Raw genomic sequence first — 22,137 nt, forward strand, 5'->3', positions numbered from 1 at the left:
ATTTCGTGTACCGGGCCCGGCACGGCCGGGCGAGCGTCACCGGTTGCCCGGCGCGGTGAGTGCTCCCAGTCTCGACCGTGTACGCAGCGTGGTCCAACCGGCCGACGCCAGTCGCGGGGCCGCCACCGACAGTCGCCGGCGCCGCGACACGCGTGCCCGCTCGTGGAGCACCCGGTATCCGCTCTCCTCGACGGCCCGCAGGATGTCGCCGTAGAGCAGGAATGCGGTGCGCATCGCGGGGCGCACCGCGGGGTCGAGCAGATCGATACCCGGTTCGGCCACGCGGTAGATCGCCCGGGTGTGCGCGATCAGATGGGCGAGGGCACGTTCGAGCCGGATGTCGTTGCGCCCCGTGCTGCGGCAGTGCCACAGCAGGTCCTCGTCCACCCCGAAGGCGGCGAGTTCGTCGGTGGGCAGATAGATCCGGTCGCGGTCGAGATCCTCTCCCATGTCCCGGATGAAGTTCGTGAGCTGGAAGGCTTCCCCCAGGGCTGCGGCGGGAGCAGCGGCCCGGTCGCGTTCGGTCTCGATCCCCAGGATGGGAAGCATCTGCAATCCGATGACGGCGGCCGAGCCGTACATGTACTCGGACAGTTCGGCCAGGGTGCGGTACCGCGAGCGAAAGGAGGCGGTGCCGGGAACGTCCATCCGCATCGAGTGGAGGAAGGCGTAGTAGTACTCGTGCGGGATGTCGTACCGCTCGGTGGTGTCCACGAGTGCCCGCAGTACGAGACCGAATTCGTCGTAGGTGGGTGGCCGGCCGCCGAGTGCATCGGTGAGCCGGCGTTCGAGCGCGTCGAGAACCGGTGCGGCATCGACGGGTTCGACGTCGACGATGTCGTCCACCATCCGCGCGAAACCGTAGAGGGCATGGACTCCGGCACGTTTCGACACCGGGAACAAGCGCGTCGCGAGGAAGTAGGTCTTGCCGTGGCGCCTGTTGAGTTCGCGGCACAGGTGATACGCCTCGTGCAGGTCGGGATCGATCCGGTCGAGTTCACCCATGAGCGACTGCACCTACTCCCGGATAAGCGGAATGCGCAACGGGCGTACCCGCCGACGGATTCGAGACACGTTCTGCGGCAAGCCTCCCCGATATCAGCACGGTCGGGACTCCGACACCCGGTGTGGTACCCGACCCGGCGAGGACGACGTTGTCCGCCCCGCGTACGAGATTCGGGCGGCGGAACGGCCCGGTCTGACGGAAGACGTGCGCCGACGAGAACGGGCTGCCGTCGAGCATTCCCCTGTCCGCCCAGGTCTGCGGCGTGTCCAGATGGTCGACACGCATGGTCTTGGCCAGTTTCCGATAGCCGCGACGCTCGAGGACCAGTTGAAGCTCGCGCATGTAGGGCTTGCCGAGACGGTTCCAGTCCAGCGGTGCACCGGCGAGATTCGGGCACGGCGCCAGTATCGAGACGGGTTCGCACTCGACGCCGTCTCGCACGACGCGCAGGGACGGATCGGTCACGGCGGGTCGTGTGATGAGCAGGGAGGGATCCGCCATCAGCCGGCCGCGGCCGCGCGGGGCGGTGATGCGCGCGAAGGTCTCCGACCACTGTGCACCGAAGTCGATGGTGTGGTGGGAACGGGAGGGCCACGTGTCCGTCACCTCGGTGGGTACCGTGCCGTGGAAGACGACAGCGGACGGCGATGCGACGGGCGTCGTGCTCCGGATGCGCCCGCGGGGTGGCACACCGGCCCGCTGGAGCAGCCCGTCCACCACGGGCAGGTCGGGGGTGAGAACGAGCGCATCGCATGCGAAGAGCATGCCGTCGGCCGTCCGCACGCCGGTGACGCGGCCGTTCTCGACGGCCAGTTCCGATACCTCGGTGCCGGTGTGCACCGTGGCACCGTTGCGCACCAGCGCATCCGTCATCGAGGCGGCGATCGCGGACATACCGCCCGAGGGGAAGTAGACACCGAGCGAGGTGTCCATGTGGGCGATGGCGCCGTAGACGGCCAGGGCGGTCGAGGGGGCCGTACCCGCGTACAGCGCCTGGAAGGTGAAGATCCGACGGAGCCGGTCGTCCTTGACGAAGGACGCGACCCGCGGACCGAGGCGGCCGAAACCGCCGAGCCGTACCAGATTCGCGGTGTCCCGCAGTGCCGATCGCGACGATACGAGGTCGAGGGGGGAATCGAAGTTGGAGTCGATGTAGCGGTCGAACTCCGCATCGAAGATCGAGGCGAGCCAGCGGCGCAGTCTCCGGTATCCGTCGGCTTCGTCGGGGCCGCACACCCGCGCGATCTCGGCGGACATCGCGTCCGGATCGGAGTACACGTCGAGGGAGGTGCCGTCGGCGAAGCGAGCGTGATAGCCCGGTGCGAGCCGGGTGAGGTCGAGCGCCGGGGTGGTCGTGGCGAAGGACTCCCCCACTGCGGCGAGCGCGTCGGCTATCAGATTCGGCATGGTCAGGACGCTGGCGCCGTTGTCGATGTCGTAGAGATGGCGACCGTCCTCGAAGACCGGGTACCTGCCGACGCGTCCGCCGACCGTGCTCTCGCGTTCGAGCACGGTGACGCGTCTACCGGCTCCGGTCAGGTGGAGTGCCGCCGACAATCCGGCGAGGCCTGCCCCCACGACGACGACGGACTCGGCGGGGCCGCTCACGGATTTCATGCTTTTCCTCCCTGTACGCGCGGCGCCGGCTGCTCCGTGCGGGTACGTGCTTCCATGAACAACTGGAGAAAACCTACGGACGGATGCGGATGCCGGTTCTCGTTCTGCCGGGGTTCGGATGCAGGCATGGTCGGTGTTCCTCTGGTCGTCGCCGGAACTGTACGAACTGGTGTCGCGGGCTTCTTCTCGGTCGGTCGGGGTGACGGCCCTCACGCCGCCTCGCCCCGTATTCGGAGCCCGGAAGGACGCGGATGGGTCGGCGTGCAGGGATCCCCACCTGCCGGTGCCTGCCACCTGCCGGACGGCGCGATACGGTCGAGGTATGGCTGCCCGCAAGACCGCTGTACCCCGTAGGCCGGTGGAGTCCGACGACTATCTCTACGAACCCGTCGAGCGCCGGATCAGGGGTGAGTGGTTCGGCCGGACGGTGGTCGACAGCAGCCGGGCGGTGCTGGTGTGGGCACCGGGCAAACCCGTCCCGTTCTATGCCTTCCCTCGCGAGGACGTCCGGCTCGATCTGATCTCGGCCTCCCTGTCGCCGAGTCGGTCGCGGCAGGATGTGTGGCAGTGGTACGACATCGTCGTCGACGACCGGCGGGCCTACTCTGCGGTCTGTCAGCTCGACGTCGACGGACTCGACGACAGGCTCGTCTTCCAGTGGTTCCGGTACGGGGAGACGGGCCCCGGCGACGGAATCGACGAAGGCGAACGTTGGTTCGAGGAGGCAACCGAGGTGTTCACCCATCCGCGCGATCCCTATCACCGGGTCGACGCACTGCGCAGTTCCCGGCACGTACGGGTGACCATCGAGGACGTCGTGGTCGCCGACACCCACGATCCCGTGCTGGTCTTCGAGACCGGCCTTCCCACGCGGTACTACCTTCCGCCCGAGGACGTCGATTTCTCCGTGCTCGAGGAGTCCGAATGGCGGACGAGCTGCCCGTACAAGGGCACCGCCCGGTACTGGTCGTATACGGGACCGCCCGCTGCCGACAATGTGGCGTGGTCGTATCCCGAGCCGTTTCCCGGCATGGAGCCGATCGAGGGGTACGTGTGCTTCTACGACGATGCCGCGGAGATCACGGTGGGCGAGTGAGCCTCCCCGGCCTGCGATGAGAACAACACTCTCGTTATCGATATTCCGATTTCCATAATCGGAAATTTGCGCTAGTGTAAAACTTCATGACTGCAGCTGCGCCGGACGCCTCCCGCAAGGCGACGAGTTCCCATCGCGAACGCAAACGCGCGCGCACCTGGACGGCGATCCACCTCGCTGCCGCCGACGCCGCAGCACGCCACGCCCGTCTGTCCGACATCACCGTCGAGGCCATCGCCGAGCAGGCGGAGGTCTCGCCACGGACCTTCTTCAACTACTTTCGGTCGAAGGAGGACGCCGTCCTCGGTCTGTGCACCCCGGTCCTCGACGACGCGATCGCGGGCGACTTCTGCTTCTCACCGGGTGACGATCTCGTCGAGAAGGTCGCATTCCTTCTCCTCGCCGTGTTCCGTACCGCGAACTGTCGCGCGATCGGCTACGACGAGTACATCGCCCTGATGGATCGCCATCCCGAACTCGCGCGCAGACGCTTCCAGCACATCGACGACGTGGAGACCGTCGTCGCCGAACTGGTCACCCTCCGCCTGGCGGCGACCCGGCTCACCGACGACCCTGTCGTGCACGAGGGCACCGTGGAGGACACCGCCGACATGATCGTCACCGTCGCGGGCGCCCTCATGCGCTCCGCGATGCGGCCCCTGCTCACGGCACCGGGGAGGACGGAAGCCGACGCGGACTCGGTGCTGCACCGCACCTGCGCGCTGTTCCGGAAGGTCACGCGAGGGTGAGCACCCCGACTCCGAACGAAGAACGCTCCCGGGCAGGGGAACAGAGCACGCCCCGCGTCACCTTCGTCTTCGCGGGACTCATGCTCGCGATGCTCGCGGCCTCGCTCAACCAGACCGTTCTCAATCCCGCACTGCCCACCATCGTCGGCGAACTCCACGGCGTGGATCGCATGCTGTGGGTCATCACCGCCTACATCCTCGCCTCGACGATCATGATGCCCGTCTACGGCAAACTCGGGGATCTCTTCGGACGCAAGCCGCTCCTGCTCACCGCGTTGACGATCTTCCTGATCGGCTCGACGATCGGCGCGCTCGCCGGCGACATCACGTGGCTCATCGTCGGCCGGGTCGTTCAGGGAGCAGGCGGTGGAGGCCTGATGGTGCTGTCGCAGGCCACCATCGCCGACGTCATCCCCGCCCGCCAGCGCGGCAGGTATCTGGGAATCATGAGCAGTGTGTTCGCCGTGTCGTCGGTGGCCGGGCCACTGCTCGGCGGATGGTTCACCGAAGGTCCGGGCTGGCGCTGGGTGTTCTGGATCAATCTGCCGATCGGCGCCCTCGCCATCGCGGCGGCGGTGATCTTCCTGCGCCTGCCCCGGGTCTCCGGGTCGGGCCGCCGGATCGACGTCCTCGGCATGGCGGTACTGTCCGTCGCCACCACGCTCCTCGTTCTCGTGGCGACCTGGGGCGGTTCGCGGTATCCGTGGACGTCGCCCGTCACGGTCGCCCTGATCGCCGCCACCCTGGCGTGCGGGGTTCTGTTCGTCACGATCGAACGGCGCGCCGCCGAACCCGTGATCCCCCTGCACCTGTTCCGCGATCGAAACTTCGACGTCGCCACCCTCGCCGGACTCGTCGTCAGCATCGCGCTGTTCGGCGTCGCCGCCTACATGCCCACCTACCTGCAGATGGTCGCCGGCAAGAGCGCCACCGCCGCCGGCCTGCTGATGCTGCCGATGATGGGGTCGATGTTCCTCACCTCGACACTGGCGGGACGCTTCGTAACGAGAACGGGCCGCTACAAACGGATCCCCGTCGCCGGATCGGTTCTCGTCACCGTCGGCCTGGTGCTCCTGTCGACCCTGGACGCCGGAACACCGGTGTGGGTGACCTGCTGCTGGTTCGCCGTGCTCGGTGTCGGATTCGGTACGGCGATGCAGATTCTCGTGCTGGTCGTGCAGAACTCCTTCCCCGTCGAGGAGGTCGGCACCGCCACGGCCGGGAACAACTACTTCCGCCAGATCGGCGCGACCCTCGGTTCCGCCGTGGTCGGCAGTGTGTTCGCCGCGCGCCTCGCCGACGGGCTGTCCGCGGTGGGTCTCGGCGACGACGCCGATTCCCTCACGCCCGGTACGGTTCACGGCCTTCCCGACGCTCTGCGGCAGCCGGTCCTCGACGCCTACAACGACGCCCTCGTGCCCATCTATCTGTACATCGCACCGCTCGTGGTGGTCGCGGGGATCCTGCTGTGCTTCGTCGTCGAGAAACCCCTCGCGACCACCATCGTGCGGAAGAACGAGTCCGCCGCTAGCGTCCCGGAAGCCACTGCATCGACTTCACGAGCGGCGGCAGCGCCTTCGACCACACCCGTCGCGGAATCCCCCGCGGGCCGTCGAGGTTGAGCAGCCTGGTGGTCGCGACGGTCTGCGGCTCGGTGTACTTGTACAGGCCCTCCGCACCGTGGCGGCGTCCCATACCGGAGATTCCCATACCGCCCATCGGGGCGTCGGTGCTGCCCCAGGCGGGTGCATATCCCTCGTCGACGTTGACGGTGCCGGCGTGCACCCGCGCCGCGATGGCCTCGCCCTGCGCCTTCGTCGCGGCCCACACCGACGCGTTGAGCCCGTACTCGGTGTCGTTGGCCTCCCGGATCGCCTCCTCGACGTTCTCCACCGGATAGATCGACACGACCGGGCCGAACGTCTCGTTGCGGTAGCACTCGGCGTCCTCGGGCACGTCGGTGAGCACCGTCGGCTCGAAGAACAGCGGCCCGAGATCGGGACGGGCCCGCCCGCCCGCGACGACGGTCGCGCCCTTGGCGACCGCATCCTCGACATGGCGGGTCACTGCCTTCACCTGGCTCTCGCTGATCAGCGAGCCCATCTCGGTGCCGAAGTCGTAGTCCGGGCCGAACGTCATCTCGCGTACCCGCGCCCCGAACATCCGGACGAACTCGGGAGCGATCGATTTCTCGACGTAGATTCGCTCGATCGAGATGCACAGCTGCCCCGAATTGGAGAAGCACGCCCGCACCGCCGCCTCGGTGACCTCGCGCAGATTCACTCCGGCAGTGACGATCATGGGGTTCTTGCCGCCGAGTTCGGCGGAGAATCCGATCAACCGCCGCCCCGCCTGTTCGGCGAGCAATCTGCCCGTCTCCGACGACCCCGTGAACATGAGGTAGTCGGCGTTCTCGACGATCGCGGTGCCCACCACGGAGCCGGGGCCGGGGACCACCGCGAAGACGTCGCGCGGAACCCCCGCCTCGTAGAGCAGTTCGACGACGGCGAGCGCACAGTAGGGCGTCTGGCTGTCGGGCTTGAGCACCACGCTGTTACCGGCGAGCAGCGCGGGAATCGCGTCCGAGACCGCCAGGGTCATCGGATAGTTCCACGGCGCGATCACACCCACGACGCCCTTGGGGTGGTACCGGATCGTGGTCTTGGTCAGACCCGGCAGCATGCCCACCGCTTTGCGGGGCCGCAGCAGCTTCGGCGCGACGCGGGCGTAGAACCGCGCGGTCATCGAGATGTCGAGGATCTCTTCCTGCGCCGAACTGCGCGACTTGCCGGTCTCGGCCTGTGCCATGTCCATGAGGTGCACGCGGCGGGAGAGCACGAGATCGCGGTAGCGATGCATGATCGCGGCGCGCTCCTCCACCGGCAGCCGTGCCCAGGCCGCCTGGGCGGTACGAGCGCGCGCGATCGCAGCCTTGGCGTCTTCGGCGGTGGCGACCGGCACGGTGGCCATCTCCCGGCCGGTGAACGCCTCGACGACCGGGCGAGTGGGCCGCTTGTCGGCATCGGGAACGGCTATGAGGTCGGCGAGACGCCGAAAGGTCGCAGCGCTGGGAGCTGGCATGATGCACCCCTACCGGTGAGTAGTACTTGCAGTTGCACCAAACCTACCTGCGTGAAGTGTGCCCTGTCACACAGGTGCGGCGCCGCTCACCTCGCGGCCGGTCCCACCCGCCGGTCGTCACCCCTGGGCTCGGGTCCCGCTTCGACGATCCGCTGGGCGACCGTGGCGAGCGGAACGTTGCTGTCCTGCGAGAGCTTGCGCAGCAACTCGAACGCGGCGACCGCGTCGATGCCGAAGCGCTCCATGATCATTCCCTTGGCCTGACCGATGACATCGCGGGTCGCCAGCGCCGAAGCGAACTGCCCCCGACTACGCGCCGCGCTCATCGCCATGGCCGCGTGCGCGGCCAGAACCTCGGCGATCGCCTCCGCGCCGGGGCCGAACGCATCGGCCTCGGAAGAGAACATGTTCAGCGCCCCCATGCTCTCCTGTTCGAGATAGAGCTGGAACGACAAGGCGCTGAGCACACCCGCATCCACCGCGGCCTTCGCGAAATGCGGCCAGCGCCGCTCTTCCCGGAGATCTTCGGACCGCACCACGAGGTACTTGAAGCTCGCATCGAGGCACGGGCCCTCACCGAACTGTTCCTGCAGGTCGTCGAGGTGTTCTGCAAGCTCCGAGGTGGCCGCAAGGGAACGGAAGTGCTTCCGGTCGGTCACGATGAGGATGTCGGCACACTCGGCCCCACCTACGAGTTCGACTGCCGCGGCGGTCACGCCGCGCAACGTCTCGTCGAGATCGGCAGGCCTGTAGAAGCCCCGCGCCAACTGCGCGATACGGCGTCCGAGATCCCCTGGTTCGATCGAACTCCCCATGGGAACGTCTCCTCTCCGGCGGACGACGATCTCCGCTCCACAGATCCGGAAGATCGCACGTCGATCACCGGGGACTGCGAGTCTTCCACGGCGACTCCACGTCCGGAACGTGCCCTCCCTCTCCCCCACCTCGTCAGGCTGTACGAGTGGACCCGCCGGTGACCCGGTATCTACCCCGCGACGGCCACAATCCGGCCTACGGGGTGGTCGGCACGGGTCCCGCCGACGTCGTGTGGTTCTTCGACATCCAGATGCACCTCGACCTGCTGTGGACCGATCCGCACATGCACTCGCTGTTCGAGCGACTCGCGACGTACTCGCGCGCCGTCTACTTCCAGCGCCGGGGTTTCGGGCTCTCCGACCCGGTCGATCATGTGCCCACCGTCGAACAGCAGGCGGAGGACGTCCTCGCCGTCATGGACGCCGAACAGGTCCGCCACGCCTCCTTCGTCGGGATCCACAGCACGTGCGGGCCGCAGGTCCTCGTCGCCGCGACCGCCCCCGAACGGGTCAACGCGTCGATGTTGGTCGCACCTTTCTGCGAACCCCTGCTCGACACCGGCCGGACATTGCACGGATGGACGGAGACCGAGGTCACAGCGTTCGTCGACGGATGACGGGAGGCCGTCCGGCACTGGGGAGAGGGGCGCACGTCGGCCTTGACCGATTCCCATGCCGACAGTCCGTACAACCGGCGGCTGACCGCCATGCTCGAACGGTGCTCGGCGTCGCCGAGCACGATGCGCGCCCACCTCGAAGCGAGTCTTCGTCTCGACTATTCGCACGCCCTCCGCTCCGTCCAGTGCCCCACCACCGCGGTGCTCATCGCCGGAAGTTCGCTACCCGTGGGGGCGGCGAGATACAAGCTCCTCGCCCGTATCGGCGACACCGCCTATCGTGCGCTGCTCACCCGCCACGAACGCGACGTCCGGTTCGCGGTGACGGAGGCCGGCGGCACTCTGGTCAGCATCGTCGGGGACGGCACGTTCAGCCTGTTCGACGGGCCCCTGGCCGCTGTGCAGTGCGCCCGGCGCATCGTCGACGATGCGCACCGGCTCGGCGTCGAGGCCCGTCCCGGGGAAGTGCTCGTCTCGCGTCAGGTGCGCGAACTGGCGGCGGATCGGGACTGCAGTTCTCGGACAGAGGTACACGCCGACTCACCGGGGTGCCCGGCAAGGTCCACCTCTTCGCCGTGACCGGTGGCCGACCTGCCGTGCACGTGCCCCGGAAACGCTTTTCTCTCACCACTTTCGATCGCGTCGTCCTGACAGCCGCGCGGCGCGCGCCGAGGGCGCTGCCCTCTACGCGAACGCCCGGCAGCGGCGCCGGTCCGGCGACTGAGGACGTGCCGACGGACGATCGGCCGTTCTACCCTCCGGTGTAGAACGAACTCGTCCGCTCGGCGGCCGCGCGCGCCTGCTCGGCATCCTCACCGCCGGCGATGTCGGCGTCGCGCCAGGCCGCACTGCTGTCGCGGACGAACTGCAGCCCTTCCTCCGACATCGACCAGGAGACGAATTCACCGGGATCCACCGGCTCCCCGGATTCGATGTGCAAACCGAGACCGAGAAGTGCCTGATCCCAACCGATTCCGACAGCGCCCGGGCCGTACTGCTCCCAGTGCTCGTCGGGGTGGGCGATGTGCGAGAGTTCGAGCCGCGCCCGATCGCCGGGCTCGGGCAGGATCGACACTTCGATCCAGCTGATCCGGCCTGCGAATTCCCAGGTGGCGCTGAACATTCTGGGAGGATCGCAGGTGAGTATCTCTCCACCGGCATTGCCCTCGAGTTGGTATCGGCCGCCGACGTCGAGGTCCCCCTCGATCGGAAGGAACCAGCGAGGGATACGTTGCGGGTCGGTGCAGGCCTGCCACAGATCTTCCGCACTCGTGCGGTAGCTGCGTGAGACGGTGACGACCTTCGCCTCCCGCCCTTCGACGGTCCGGTGCCCGACCGTGCGTCGACTCGTATCACTTCCGGCGATCACGTTCTTCACGACGATTTCCTCTCGTCCGGGACAGGAACAGTGGGTCGGTCCGCATCGCGCCCCCGGCGCTCACGCCTGCCGCGGGCGATCTCCGTCTCCAGTGCGTCGAGGGACGCGTACACGGGCGGATGCAGTCGCTCGAGCCAGTCCTCGAGTTCGACGAGGACCTCCGGTTCGAGTTCGTAGAGGCGGCGGGCGCCGTCCTTGTAGACCACGGCGAACCGGTGGTCGCGCAGAACCTTGAGATGTTGCGAGACGGCGGGCTGGGAGATGGAGAACTCCTCCCCGATCGCGGTGACGATGTCTCCGGCCGCCCGCGCGCCGCCGGAGAGCAACTCGAGAATCCGGCGACGGACCGGATCTGCGAGAACCTCGAACCCGTGCATACTCCCACTATATAAGTTTCCGCTTATATTCACCAGAAGGCAGGCTCGACATTTCTAGACTGGAGTCATGTCGACCATGGCGCGTGTGTCCGAGGAACAAGTCGACCGATCCGTCATCGACGATCGAGCCCCCTCTGTTGCACGGTTGTTCATCGACCGGGTGGCAGCCGCTCCCACCTCCGAGGCGTTCCGCTTCCCTGACGGCAACGGCGGTTGGACGTCCGTCACCTGGGACGAGGCCGGGGAACGAGTTCGGCTGCTCGCGGCCGGCCTGATCTCATTGGGAATCGAACCCGAGGACCGCGTGGCACTCCTGTCGTCCACCCGCTACGAATGGGTGCTCGCCGACCTGGCGGTCATGTGCGCCGGCGCCGCGACGACGACGGTCTACCCCACGACACATGCCGCCGATGTCGCGTTCATCGTCTCCGACTCCGGCAGCAGGATCGTCATCGCCGAGGATGCAACCCAGGTCGAGAAGCTCATGGCCCAGCGCAGGGAGCTCCCCCACCTGAGGAAGGTCGTCCTCGTCGACGGCACCGGGGACGGCGACTGGGTGATCGGCTTCGACGAACTCGCCGCCCTCGGCCGCGACCTGCTGACCCGGTATTCCGACACGGTGACCGACCGGATCCACAGCATCGGACCCGACCGGCTCGCCACCCTGATCTACACCTCGGGAACCACGGGCAAACCGAAGGGCGTGCGCCTGCCGCACTCGGCGTGGACCTACGAGGCCGCGGCGATCGCCTCGCTCAACATGCTGAATTCCGACGACCTGCAGTATCTGTGGCTTCCGCTCTCCCACGTCTTCGGCAAGGTTCTGCTGACCCTCCCCCTGCAGATCGGCTTCCCCACAGCGGTGGACGGCCGTGTCGACAAGATCGTGGAGAACCTCGCCGTCGTGCGCCCGACCTTCATGGGAGCGGCACCCCGGATCTTCGAGAAGGCCCACGCGCGCGTCGAGGCCATGATGGAGGAGGAGGGTGGCGCCAAGAAGAAGATCTTCGACCGGGCCATGAGCATCGGCCGGAAGATGTCGAAGGCACGGCAGGCCGGGAGGTCGCCGGGCGTGCTCGACAATCTGCAGCACGCGCTCGCCGACAAGCTGGTCTTCTCCACCATCCGCGAACGCTTCGGCGGCCGGCTGCGCTTCTTCATCTCCGGATCCGCGGCGCTCGACCCCGATGTCGGCGAGTGGTTCGATGCGGTGGGCATTCCCGTCCTCGAGGGATACGGTCTCACGGAGACATCGGCGGCCTCGTTCGTCAACCGCCCGTACGCCAACCGGCTCGGCACCGTGGGCTGGCCGATTCCCGGAACCGAGGTCCGTATCGCCGAGGACGGCGAGGTGCTCGTCAAGGGCCCCGGCGTGATGACCGGCTATCACAACCGGCCCGATGCGACCGCCGAGGCGTTCGACGAGGACGGGTGGTTCCGCACCGGCGACATCGGGAGCCTCGACGACGAGGGATACCTGCGGATCACCGACCGCAAGAAGGACATGTTCAAGACGTCGCAGGGCAAGTACGTCGCCCCGTCCTCCCTGGCGGCCTCCTTCAAGGCGATCTGCCCCTACGCTTCCGAGATCCTCGTCTACGGGGAGGGCAGACCGTACTGCGTGGCCCTCGTGGGCCTGGATCCGGAGTCGATCACCGAGTGGGCCCGGAAGACCGGCCTGGGCACCTCGTCGTTCGAGGAGATCGCCCGGCATCCCAAGGCCCGCGAGCTGATCTCCGGCCACGTCGACGAGTTGAATCTGCAGCTCAACCGATGGGAACAGATCAAGAAGTTCACGATTCTCGAGCGCGAACTGTCCGTCGAGGCGGGCGACCTCACGCCCAGCATGAAGCTGCGCCGGCGGGTGGTCATCGACAGCTTTGCGGACAGGTTGGCCGGTCTCTACGACTAGCGCCTATCCTGGTCCCCATGATTAGTAGTGCACGACCGAATTTGCTCCAGCGCGTCGGCTACATGTTCGGTCGCACGCTGCCGCAGGAGATGCAGGAGTGGGTACGCGAGGACATCCTCGGTCCCGGCGGTGCACGCAGGTACCTGCTGCGCTGGAATCTGCCCGTGATTCCGCTCCTCATGCTGTTCCTGCTGATCCCCGGGCCGGTATGGATCCCGGTGTCGATGATGCTGTTGCTGCTGCTGCCGTGGACCTACTTCTCGGTGGCGCTCATGCCCGTCTGGCAGCGGCACCGCCTCCAGCAGCACGGCCTCGATCCGGACATGCTCAGCGCCAAGGCCCGCGCCCGTGCGGCACGTGTACGCGAGGACTACGAGCGCCGTTTCGGCCGCGCGGCCTGAAGACTTCCGGCACACAACCGGAAAGGCCCTGGGCGGCAGGCGGACTAGGAGAGCACCTCGATGAGGGTGGTCTCGTTGTCGTCGGTCATGTAGTGCTCGACGCTGTCGAGATGCTTACGCCAGAAAGACTGCGCAGCACCGGGTTCCGAATCCCGCAGAAGACCGACGAGTTTCCTGTTGGCGCGCAGCGCCACTGCTGCTCCGGGCCTGTCCGGCCGGCTGCGCTGCGAGATGAACAAGGCCGCATGCGCATCCATGATGTCGAGCAGCATCCCGGCGAGGACGCCGAGTGTCCGATTGCCACCGAGTTCCACGATCGTGCGGTGCACTTCGGCGTCGTACCCGGCGAAGGCGTGGGGCTCGTCGAGCACCTGTTCACCCCGCTCGACGACGGCAGCAAGCCGATCGACGCGGTCGCCTCCCTCGGCCGCGAGCAGTCCTACTGCCGCGACCTCGATCTGGGTGCGGGCACGATAGACGTCGGCGAGGGGCACGCCGCGGTACTGCAGGAGCAACCCCGTGTAGCGGGCCGCGGTCGATCCGTCGGGCGCCTGGACGCGGGCACCACCGTGGGCTCCGCGAAGCACCCTGATGATGCCCTCGGACTCGAGGATGCGGAACGCTTCGCGCAAGGTCGGGCGCGACACCCCGAAACGCTCCATGAGTGCTGCTTCGTTGGGAAGCGGTTCTCCGGCTTCGAGTTCGCCCGTGATGATCTGCCGGCGAAGATCTGCTGCGATGAGTTCTCCGGCCTTGGGGACCCGAACTACCGTGGAACGTCCGGCAAGTGGCATGTCCCCATCCTGTACGTCTCTCGTGGCGAACCGGTCGCGTAAGGATACAAGAATCTACCGAATTCACCCTTCGGCCGATCTGCGCGAACCGGTCGCCGGCGACCGCCGCCCACCCGGGGAGGAACGTCCCCTTATCCTCGCACCATGAACGACGCTACTGCATTCACAGCCACCGCCGACCTCGCCGACGAGATCGGCCCGGACATCCGCAGCTGCGACACGCAGTTCATCCAGTTCGGTGGACGCACCGAGTTCGCCGGCCCCATCACCACCATCCGCTGCTTCCAGGACAACCTGCTCGTCAAGCAGACCCTGTCCGAACCCGGCAACGGCGGTGTGCTCGTCGTCGACGGCAGCGGCAGCATCCACACCGCGCTCGTCGGTGACATCATCGCCGGTCGCGGCGTCGACAACGGCTGGGCGGGGGTCATCGTCAACGGTGCGGTCCGCGACTCCGCGATCCTGCGCACGCTGGACATCGGCGTCAAGGCCCTCGGCACCAACCCGCGCAAGAGCACCCAGACCGGTTCCGGGGAGAAGAACGTGCCCGTCGAGATCGGCGGCGTCACGTTCAACCCGGGCGAGATCGTCTACAGCGACTCCGACGGCGTGGTCGTCCGCGCCGAGGACTGACGGCCGACGCCGAGCGCGCGGGCCGCCCCGTCACCCGTCGTGCGCTACCCGCGCGCTCGCCCCGGCGATCTCCACCACGTCGCCGACCTTCAGCTGACGGCCGCGGCGCTCCTCCACCTCGCCGTTGACCGACACCAGGCCGTCGGCGATCACCTCCTTGGCCTCGGCGCCCGACTCGATGAGACTCGCGAGCTTGAGGAACTGGCCGAGCCGGATCGACTCGTCACGGATCGGTACATCGAATGCGTCGGACATGGCACCCATTGTCCCCGACACTGGTTCCATGGCCCGCCCCAGCATCATCTGGTTCCGACGCGATCTCCGCCTGCACGATCTGCCCACCCTGTTCTCCGCGACCGAGGTGGCCGACGAGACACTCGCCCTGTTCGTTCTCGACGACGCACTGCTCCGGCCCTCCGGGGCACGACGTCGTGCCTTCCTCATGGGGTGCCTACGAGCACTGGATCGCGAGCTCGAGGGCCGGCTGCTCGTCGTGAGGGGAGATCCGGTGGACGCGGTGCCGGCGGTGGCTCGCGAGTTCGATGCGGTCGAGGTCCACATCAGTTCCGATCACGGTCCGTACGGCACGCGACGTGACCGGAGCGTCGCCGACGCGCTCGGCGACGTCCCGCTGGTGGCCACCGGCTCCCCCTATGCGGTCACCCCCGGCCGCGTGACCAAACCCGACGGCACGCCGTACAAGGTGTTCTCGGCATTCCGCCGGGCGTGGAGCGATCACGGATGGCACACCCCGGCGGCTACCGATGCGAAGGTGATCGACTGGGTCGACGCGAGTGGTGTCTCCTCACGTGTCCGGATCCCCGAGGAGGGGGAGACCGACGCGACACCGATCGCGGGAGAGGCGGCTGCACTTCGGCGGTGGGGAGAATTCGTGGACAGCGGCCTCGACCGCTATGCCACCGACCGCGACCGGCCTGCCCTCGACGGTACGAGCGGGATGTCGCCGTACCTGAAATTCGGCTGCGCCCATCCGCGTACCCTCCTGCACGACCTCCGGGACCGATCGGACGATGGTGCCGTTACCTTCCGCAGCGAACTGGCTTGGCGTGATTTCTATGCCGACGTGCTGTTCCACCGCCCCGAGACCGCACACACGAACTACAACAGCGATTTCGACGCCATCACCTACGATTCCGGCCCCGACGCAGAGGCCCTGTTCGCCGCATGGTGCGAGGGTCGTACGGGATTCCCGATCGTCGATGCGGGGATGCGGCAGTTGCTCACCGAGGGTGTCATGCACAATCGGGTACGGATGATCGTCGCATCGTTCCTCACCAAGGATCTGCATCTGCCGTGGTGGCGCGGCGCGCGACATTTCATGAGGCATCTCGTCGACGGTGATCTCGCCTCCAACCAACACAATTGGCAGTGGACCGCAGGAAGCGGGACGGATGCCGCCCCGTACTTCCGGGTGTTCAACCCGACGCGGCAGGGTGAGAAATTCGATCCGACGGGTGAATACGTCCGCCGATGGGTACCCGAACTGCGGAGCGTCGGCGGCGCTCGTGTGCACAGCCTTCCCGACGGCCCTCCGGACGGCTACCCGGAACCGGTCGTCGATCACGCACACGAACGGCGGGTCGCTCTGGACAGATACGAGCGAATTCGCTCACCCCGATGAAAATGTCGGCGAAACGACCCATCCGCCCGGAGATCTGCTCCGAACAACCTTCGGACGGACCCACCGTTCGCCGTACACCACACGAGTAGGACCACACGAAAGGACACTGCAGTGCGCGCACTCGTCGAATCCGTTTTCATGGCAATCCACACCCCGCTCGTCGACGCCTACACCTTCCTCATCAGCGTCCTGCCCGCTTGAGCGATCACGGCGCCGGAGTCCGCTCCGGCGCCGTGATCGTCGGGACAGAGCCGTATCGCGAGGAGACATCATGGGCATCGAGTTCTCGAGCGTCGTCGACGAATCCCGCGGGGAGGTGTTCGGCTGGCATTCGCGTCCCGGCGCCATCCTGCGTCTCGTGCCGCCCTGGCAGCCGATGAGCGTCGTCTCCGAATCCGATTCGCTCGAATCGGGCACCGCGATCCTCGGCCTCCCGGGCGGGCTTCGCTGGATCTCCCGGCACGACCCCGAACACTACGATCCCCCCGCACGTTTCGTCGACGAACTCTCCCACGACGGAGTGATGTCGCGACCCGCCACGGTGATCGGATCGTGGCGTCACGAACATCGCTTCGACGTGGTCGACGAATTCCGTACCCGCGTCGTCGACCGCGTCGACACAGCGGTACCGGGTCGTCTACTGACACAGACCTTTCGCTACCGGCATCGCCAGCTCGCCGACGACCTCGCGAGCCATCGCTGGTCCCACGCCCAGGGTGTCCGTCCCGCGACCGTCGCCGTGACCGGGTCGAGCGGTCTCGTCGGCACCGCCCTCACCGCTTTCCTGTCCAGCGGTGGATACCGGGTGATCCGCCTCGTCCGTCGTCCGCCGCAGCGATCCGACGAACGGCAACGATCGGACGAACGGCAGTGGGATCCCGCCGATCCCGCACCCGACCTGCTCGAAGGTGTCGACGCCGTCGTCCACCTCGCGGGTGCCTCGATCGCCGGCCGGTTCACCGATGCACACAAGGCGGCGATCCGGGACAGCCGGATCGAACCGACACGGCGACTCGCCGAACTCGCCGCGACAACGCCCAACGGGCCGGCGACCTTCGTCTCCGCCTCCGCGATCGGACTCTACGGGTACGACCGGGGCGACACCCCGCTGGACGAGCACGCTTCTCGGGGAACCGGATTCCTGGCAGGCGTGGTCGCCGACTGGGAGGCCGCGACAGCTCCTGCCGAGAGGAAAGGGCTGCGGGTCGTACAGGTACGCACGGGGATCGTCCAGACACCTCGCGGGGGAACACTGCAGTTGATGCGCCCGCTGTTCGCGGCGGGCCTCGGAGGCCGTCTCGGTGACGGACGGCAATGGTTCTCCTGGATCGATCTCGACGATCTGGTCGACGTCTACCATCGTGCGCTCGCCGACCCCTCCATGACCGGACCGGTGAACGCCGTGGCGCCGCAACCGGTACGGAACCAGGACTACACCCGCGTCCTGGCGTCGGTGCTGCATCGGCCCGCGCTGCTTCCCGTTCCCGGCTTGGGGCCTCGCCTGCTGCTCGGTGACCAAGGCGCGCGCGAGGTCGCGCAGGCGGACCAGTTCGTCGTCCCGAAGGCATTGCTCGACATCGGGCACCGGTTCCGCCGGCCCGATCTCGAAGCGTCGCTGCGTCACCAGCTCGGCCACATCCTGGAGCAGCCGTGAGCGACATCCGGGTGCTGGTCACGGGAGCAACAGGATATATCGGTGGCAGGCTCGCCCCCCGCCTGCTCGAGGCAGGTTTTCGCGTGCGGGTACTCGCCCGCGATCCCGACAAGCTGCGGGACGTGCCGTGGGCGGACGATGTCGAGATCGTCCGGGGGGACCTCGACGATGCGGAGTCCCTGGTCGAGGCCTTCCGCGACATCGATGTCGTGTACTACCTGGTGCATTCGATGGGTGGTCGCGACGAGTTCGTCGATACCGAGAAGCGGGCCGCACAGAACGTCGCCGGCGCCGCGCGGCGTTGCGGCGTCTCGCGGATCGTGTACCTCGGCGGGCTGCATCCCGAATCGGGCGAGCTCTCGCCACATCTGTATTCGCGGGCTCAGGTGGGACGCATCCTCATCGCATCCGGCGTACCCACGCTCGTGCTGCAAGCCGGTGTGGTGATCGGTTCGGGTTCGGCATCCTTCGAGATGATCCGGCATCTGAGCAACCGGCTTCCGGTCATGACCACTCCCCGGTGGGTGAACAACCGGATCCAGCCGATCGCCGTCCGCGACGTACTGCACTATCTGGTCGCAGCCGCCGAGGCACCACTGCCCCGCAGTGGCACATACGACATCGGCGGGCCCGACGTGTTGCGGTACGGCGAGATGATGCAGCAGTACGCGGAGGTCGCGGGATTGACGAAGCGGCGGATCCTCGTCCTGCCCGTTCTCACACCGAAACTCGCCGGTCTGTGGATCGGTCTGGTGACCCCGATTCCTCCGGGACTCGGACGTGCGCTCATCGAATCACTGGCCACGGATGCGGTCATGCGCAATCACGACATCGACGCCATCATCCCGCCGCCGGAGGGAGGCCCTACCGGCTACCGGGAGGCCGTGCGACTGGCTCTGGGACGTCTCGAACGAGGCGAGGTGGAGACGACCTGGGCCGGGGCGTCGCCGGTCGGGGCACCCGCCGATCCGCTCCCCTCCGATCCGGACTGGGCGGGCGAGGTCGTCTTCACGGACGAGCGGTCGCTCGTGTCGGATTCCTCCGCCGGAGAGGTCTTCGCGGTGGTGGAAAGCATCGGCGGCGAGAACGGCTGGTATTCCTTCCCATTGGCGTGGACGATGCGGGGCTGGCTCGACCGGTTCGTCGGGGGCGTGGGTCTCACCAGGGGCCGACGTCATCCGAAGACCTTGCACACCGGTGACGCCCTGGACTTCTGGCGGGTCGAACGCATCGAACGACCGAAGCTGCTCCGGTTGCGCGCCGAGATGCGGATGCCCGGACGCGCGTGGCTGGAGTGGAGGGTCGAACCACTCGAGCCGGGATCGCCGGCGCCCTGCCGTGTACATCAGCGGGCCGTGTTCTTTCCGCGAGGAATCGCCGGCCGTCTCTACTGGTACGTGCTGGTTCCCTTCCACGGCATCATCTTCCGGGGAATGCTGGAGCATATTGCCGGCGCTGCCGGCAGGTGAGGTGGGTCGGCGCTGCCGGCAGATGAGGTGACGAAGGCGGGGCCGTGTGCGCATCTTCCTCGAATGCGCACACGGCCCTCTCCCTCTGCGGGGTCAGACGGTGCAGAGCGGCCGGATCTCCTGCAGGCCCTCGGTGGTCGGCGACGTGAGCATCAGGCACGAGTTGTAACCACGCGCTTCGACGACCTCCCGGATCTGCCGCCACGCGTCGGGTCCGACGACGGGCGAACGTGACAGGACGAATCCGGAGACGCGGGTCGGGTCACCGACGAATGCCCACGAGTAGTCGTCCGCCAGGTACGTGACGATGTAATTGCTCGGGCCGTCGAGCGAATCCTGGAACGGCACACCGGGGAACGACACGTGCAGCGAAGCGGTGTCGTTCACGCGCGCGTTCCCGACGATTCCGCGGCGCTCCCCGGTGACCGTGGTGCACGAATTCTCCACGCGGACATTACGTTCGTCGAGCAGCGTGTAGACCGCGGTGGTGTCGCGCACGCAGTCGATGTTGAAGGGGGCCGGATTGGCGGCGAGCTGGTACCACTGCCCCACATACCGGTTCACGTCCAGTTCCGGGACCGGGGTGAGGGGCGCTGCGGCTGCGGGCGCGGCGAACAGGAACGCGCCTGCGGCGGCGATGAACGCCGCCGCAAGCCCCCGAACGCCGTGTCGGGACCAACGCATATCTTCTACCTTTCGTCGACCGGGCATCGTTTGCCAGGGCATGCGGCCTGGTGCCGCATGCCGCTCGCTGCAGAGTGGGGACTACTGCACGGCGCGGATCACTGCGGGGTGAGAACGGTGTCGATCAGGTACACGGTGCCGTTCTCGGTTTCGATGCCGCCGCAGATCACGTTGGCGTCGTTGACCGTCCACATCTCGCCTTCACCGGTGACCTCGACGGTGCCGCCCTGCACGGTGGTCTGCGTGCCGGCGACGTCCTCGACGGTCAGATCGCCCGGAACCACGTGGTAGGTGAGGATGTCGGTGAGCGCACCCGAGTCGGTCTGCAGTGTCTGGATCGTCTCGGGGGGCAGTGCCGCGAACGCATCGTCGACCGGGGCGAAGACGGTGTATTCGCCGTCGTTGAGAGTCTCGACCAGGTTCACGTCGGGGTTGAGCTGTCCGGAGAGGGCCTCGGTGAGGGTGGTGAGAATCGGCACGCTGCCGGCGGCTTCGACGATGGTCTGGTTCGCGAGTTCCTCGACGGAAGCGGGGCCGCTGGGGTTCGCGGCGACGTAGTCGGCACATCCGGGGCCGACGGGAGCGGACGCGGCCGCGGTTCCGGTCGTCTCCGTTCCGGTCGTCTCGGTTCCCGTTGCCTCCGTGGTCGGCTCCATCGTCTCCTCGATGGTCTCCTCGACGGTGACTTCCCCGTTGTCCGTTCCTCCGTCGTCGGAGCACGCCGCGACACCCAGCAGGGACAGCGCACCGACGCCGACGGCGGCAAGGCTCTTACGCGCAGTGATGTTCATGACTGTGATTTCCCTTCGTAGGCCGTGGCCGGAGCGGCCACGTCGATCAGGTGTGTCACGGGTCATTCGACCCCGGGGACGGGGCGGATGGGTCGGATCGGAAGAATTTTTTCCGGATCGGTATTCATCCGGAACCCATCCGCATCGCGGGGTCGCTCCGAATGCAGGTCATGGACGACTTCTCGGATCGCCGACCGGCTCACGTGCTCGTGCTGCCCGGCGGGCGTCCGGTCGGCACCACACCGGCACGTCCGTGGCATCCGCCGCAGGTGCGTATGCGTCTGTTCGCCGGCGCGCTGCGTGGACGGCTGCGCAAGTACGGCATCGCGGTCGATCTGGTCGACTACCGCTATCGCGGGTGGAACGACGACCACTTGAGTCCGGTGCGCGACGGCCTGCGGGCGATCGAGTCGGTGGTGCGGCGCCGCGGGGACGTGCGGATCGGTCTGGTCGGGCACGCGATGGGCGCACGGGCGGTCGCGCATCTCGCGGGCCAGCACGGAGTGGAGTCCCTCGTCGCCCTGGCGCCGTGGTGGCCCACCGACGACGCGGATCTGATTCCGGCCGGCCGGCACCTGCTGGTCGCTCACGGCACGGAGGACACCCGCACCGACCCCCGGGCAGCGCAGAGTCAGGTGATGGCGGCGGGACAACGAGGGGTGCACGCGCGGTGGCGTCCGCTGCCCGGAGGTGGGCACTTCCTTCTCGCCGACCCACATTGGTGGGCCGACACGACTGCCGATTTCCTGACGTGCACACTGTCGGGGAAACCGACCACGTGCCCCGGAGACGACCATGCATCCTGAACTCCCCCGAGCCGTCGCGATGATCGGCGACGACGTCGAGTTCCTGAACGGCCAGGGCATGCTCACGCCGGCGATCTATCGCACCTTCGTCCGCCATGCCCGGGGCTCCGCCGAGCGGCCCCTGCTCGAATATCACGGCTACAGCTGGATGGTGGATGTGGACGAGGCTCCCTCGTCGCCCTGGTGGCTGCGTACGCTCATGCGGTTCGAGCCGTGGGATCACTTCGCTGCCAGCGATTCCGATACCTTCCGCGGGCGGGTCGAGGATCAGCTGGTGGCCGACGGCGTCCAGCCACCGCGGGGACGGATCACGGCCCTGCTCAACATCCGCCGTCTCGGTCTCGGGTCGGATCCGTTGAATCTGTTCTGGTGTCACGAGCAGGGCGGGGCGCTGGCCTACGTGGTCGCGGAGGTGCACACGCGCCGGAGCGGACCGCACTGTTACACGCTGAGATCGGACGAGATCGACATCGTCACCCGGGCGGGCGACATGTTCGCGGTCTCGATCGCGCTCCGGCGTCCCGGTGTCCCGGTGTTCACCGCGACCGTCAGCGGCGAGCGGTTGCCCGTCGATCCGACCACAGTGTTGCGCGCACGGATGTGGATGGGGTGACG

23 protein-coding genes are annotated in these 22,137 nt (G+C 67.5%); 13 read left to right on the forward strand and 10 right to left on the reverse strand.

Features of this window, described 5'->3' with window-relative positions:
• Nucleotides 1-36: 36 nt before the first annotated feature.
• Nucleotides 37-1,005, reverse strand: a complete 969-nt coding sequence (locus MOM01_RS00630) for a phytoene/squalene synthase family protein (protein WP_241383455.1) — start codon at nt 1,003-1,005, stop codon at nt 37-39.
• Nucleotides 998-2,623, reverse strand: coding sequence for a phytoene desaturase family protein (crtI, locus tag MOM01_RS00635; RefSeq protein ID WP_241383456.1), 1,626 nt, complete (start codon nt 2,621-2,623; stop codon nt 998-1,000). Before crtI ends, MOM01_RS00630 begins: the two co-directional genes overlap by 8 nt.
• A 322-nt stretch (nt 2,624-2,945) precedes the next feature.
• On the opposite strand from crtI, the gene MOM01_RS00640 reads away from it, so the two are divergent.
• The 3 genes from MOM01_RS00640 (at nt 2,946) to MOM01_RS00650 (ending at nt 6,090) form a co-directional block, all read left to right on the forward strand.
• A complete protein-coding gene (locus MOM01_RS00640; protein WP_241383457.1) occupies nt 2,946-3,719 on the forward strand; it encodes a DUF427 domain-containing protein in 774 nt (257 codons plus the stop codon).
• An 86-nt stretch (nt 3,720-3,805) separates the two neighbouring features.
• Nucleotides 3,806-4,468, forward strand: coding sequence for a TetR/AcrR family transcriptional regulator (locus tag MOM01_RS00645; protein ID WP_241383458.1), 663 nt, complete (start codon nt 3,806-3,808; stop codon nt 4,466-4,468).
• Entirely contained in the window at nt 4,465-6,090 is a 1,626-nt protein-coding gene (locus tag MOM01_RS00650; protein WP_308196949.1) for an MDR family MFS transporter, read from the forward strand. Before MOM01_RS00645 ends, MOM01_RS00650 begins: the two co-directional genes overlap by 4 nt.
• Here MOM01_RS00650 and MOM01_RS00655 read toward each other — a convergent pair.
• Nucleotides 5,996-7,549, reverse strand: coding sequence for a succinic semialdehyde dehydrogenase (locus MOM01_RS00655; RefSeq protein WP_241383459.1), 1,554 nt, complete (start codon nt 7,547-7,549; stop codon nt 5,996-5,998). The two genes, MOM01_RS00650 and MOM01_RS00655, sit on opposite strands and share 95 nt — an antisense overlap.
• A gap of 86 nt (nt 7,550-7,635) precedes the next feature.
• Nucleotides 7,636-8,364: a GAF and ANTAR domain-containing protein gene (locus tag MOM01_RS00660; RefSeq protein WP_241383460.1), complete on the reverse strand. Its 729-nt coding sequence runs from the start codon at nt 8,362-8,364 to the stop codon at nt 7,636-7,638.
• 146 nt (nt 8,365-8,510) lie between these two features.
• Between MOM01_RS00660 and MOM01_RS23250 the strand changes: the two genes are divergently transcribed.
• Both MOM01_RS23250 and MOM01_RS23255 read left to right on the forward strand, forming a co-directional pair.
• Nucleotides 8,511-8,981: an alpha/beta fold hydrolase gene (locus tag MOM01_RS23250; protein WP_308196950.1), complete on the forward strand. Its 471-nt coding sequence runs from the start codon at nt 8,511-8,513 to the stop codon at nt 8,979-8,981.
• A 42-nt stretch (nt 8,982-9,023) separates the two neighbouring features.
• Nucleotides 9,024-9,560 carry a hypothetical protein gene (locus tag MOM01_RS23255; protein ID WP_308196951.1) on the forward strand — a complete coding sequence of 179 codons (537 nt, stop codon included), beginning with the start codon at nt 9,024-9,026 and terminating at the stop codon, nt 9,558-9,560.
• A gap of 172 nt (nt 9,561-9,732) precedes the next feature.
• On the opposite strand, the gene MOM01_RS00670 is transcribed toward MOM01_RS23255, so the two are convergent.
• Nucleotides 9,733-10,359: an SRPBCC family protein gene (locus MOM01_RS00670; protein ID WP_241383461.1), complete on the reverse strand. Its 627-nt coding sequence runs from the start codon at nt 10,357-10,359 to the stop codon at nt 9,733-9,735.
• On the reverse strand, nt 10,356-10,736 hold the full coding sequence (locus MOM01_RS00675) for an ArsR/SmtB family transcription factor (RefSeq protein ID WP_241383462.1): 381 nt from the start codon (nt 10,734-10,736) through the stop codon (nt 10,356-10,358). The genes MOM01_RS00670 and MOM01_RS00675 overlap by 4 nt, the downstream gene beginning before the upstream one ends.
• A 67-nt stretch (nt 10,737-10,803) precedes the next feature.
• On the opposite strand from MOM01_RS00675, the gene MOM01_RS00680 reads away from it, so the two are divergent.
• Nucleotides 10,804-12,648, forward strand: coding sequence for an AMP-dependent synthetase/ligase (locus MOM01_RS00680; RefSeq protein WP_241383463.1), 1,845 nt, complete (start codon nt 10,804-10,806; stop codon nt 12,646-12,648).
• 17 nt (nt 12,649-12,665) lie between these two features.
• Nucleotides 12,666-13,049, forward strand: coding sequence for a DUF5313 family protein (locus MOM01_RS00685; protein WP_241383464.1), 384 nt, complete (start codon nt 12,666-12,668; stop codon nt 13,047-13,049).
• A 44-nt stretch (nt 13,050-13,093) separates the two neighbouring features.
• On the opposite strand, the gene MOM01_RS00690 is transcribed toward MOM01_RS00685, so the two are convergent.
• Nucleotides 13,094-13,843, reverse strand: a complete 750-nt coding sequence (locus tag MOM01_RS00690; RefSeq protein WP_241383465.1) for a FadR/GntR family transcriptional regulator — start codon at nt 13,841-13,843, stop codon at nt 13,094-13,096.
• A gap of 144 nt (nt 13,844-13,987) precedes the next feature.
• Between MOM01_RS00690 and rraA the strand changes: the two genes are divergently transcribed.
• Complete coding sequence (gene rraA, locus MOM01_RS00695) at nt 13,988-14,476, forward strand: ribonuclease E activity regulator RraA (protein ID WP_241383466.1); 489 nt, start codon at nt 13,988-13,990, stop codon at nt 14,474-14,476.
• Nucleotides 14,477-14,506: 30 nt separating this feature from the next.
• On the opposite strand, the gene MOM01_RS00700 is transcribed toward rraA, so the two are convergent.
• The gene (locus MOM01_RS00700) at nt 14,507-14,731 is read right to left on the reverse strand and encodes an RNA-binding S4 domain-containing protein (protein WP_241383467.1); all 225 of its coding nucleotides are present in this window, start codon (nt 14,729-14,731) and stop codon (nt 14,507-14,509) included.
• A gap of 28 nt (nt 14,732-14,759) precedes the next feature.
• Between MOM01_RS00700 and MOM01_RS00705 the strand changes: the two genes are divergently transcribed.
• From MOM01_RS00705 to MOM01_RS00715, 3 genes are all read left to right on the forward strand, one after another.
• Nucleotides 14,760-16,118: a cryptochrome/photolyase family protein gene (locus tag MOM01_RS00705; protein ID WP_241383468.1), complete on the forward strand. Its 1,359-nt coding sequence runs from the start codon at nt 14,760-14,762 to the stop codon at nt 16,116-16,118.
• Between the two features lie 271 nt (nt 16,119-16,389).
• Complete coding sequence (locus MOM01_RS00710; protein ID WP_241383469.1) at nt 16,390-17,772, forward strand: TIGR01777 family oxidoreductase; 1,383 nt, start codon at nt 16,390-16,392, stop codon at nt 17,770-17,772.
• The gene (locus tag MOM01_RS00715; RefSeq protein WP_241383470.1) at nt 17,769-19,241 is read left to right on the forward strand and encodes an SDR family oxidoreductase; all 1,473 of its coding nucleotides are present in this window, start codon (nt 17,769-17,771) and stop codon (nt 19,239-19,241) included. Before MOM01_RS00710 ends, MOM01_RS00715 begins: the two co-directional genes overlap by 4 nt.
• A 93-nt stretch (nt 19,242-19,334) precedes the next feature.
• On the opposite strand, the gene MOM01_RS00720 is transcribed toward MOM01_RS00715, so the two are convergent.
• A complete protein-coding gene (locus tag MOM01_RS00720; protein WP_241383471.1) occupies nt 19,335-19,925 on the reverse strand; it encodes a lipocalin family protein in 591 nt (196 codons plus the stop codon).
• A gap of 98 nt (nt 19,926-20,023) precedes the next feature.
• Nucleotides 20,024-20,716 (reverse strand): fasciclin domain-containing protein, encoded by a 693-nt coding sequence (locus tag MOM01_RS00725; RefSeq protein ID WP_241383472.1) that lies wholly within the window; start codon nt 20,714-20,716, stop codon nt 20,024-20,026.
• Between the two features lie 170 nt (nt 20,717-20,886).
• Between MOM01_RS00725 and MOM01_RS00730 the strand changes: the two genes are divergently transcribed.
• Both MOM01_RS00730 and MOM01_RS00735 read left to right on the forward strand, forming a co-directional pair.
• Nucleotides 20,887-21,522, forward strand: coding sequence for an alpha/beta hydrolase family protein (locus tag MOM01_RS00730; protein ID WP_241383473.1), 636 nt, complete (start codon nt 20,887-20,889; stop codon nt 21,520-21,522).
• Nucleotides 21,512-22,135, forward strand: coding sequence for a DUF1365 family protein (locus MOM01_RS00735; RefSeq protein WP_241383474.1), 624 nt, complete (start codon nt 21,512-21,514; stop codon nt 22,133-22,135). The genes MOM01_RS00730 and MOM01_RS00735 overlap by 11 nt, the downstream gene beginning before the upstream one ends.
• The last annotated feature ends 2 nt before the right edge of the window (nt 22,136-22,137 follow it).

It is taken from the genome of Rhodococcus sp. CH91, from assembly GCF_022554085.1.
Lineage (GTDB): Bacteria > Actinomycetota > Actinomycetes > Mycobacteriales > Mycobacteriaceae > Rhodococcus.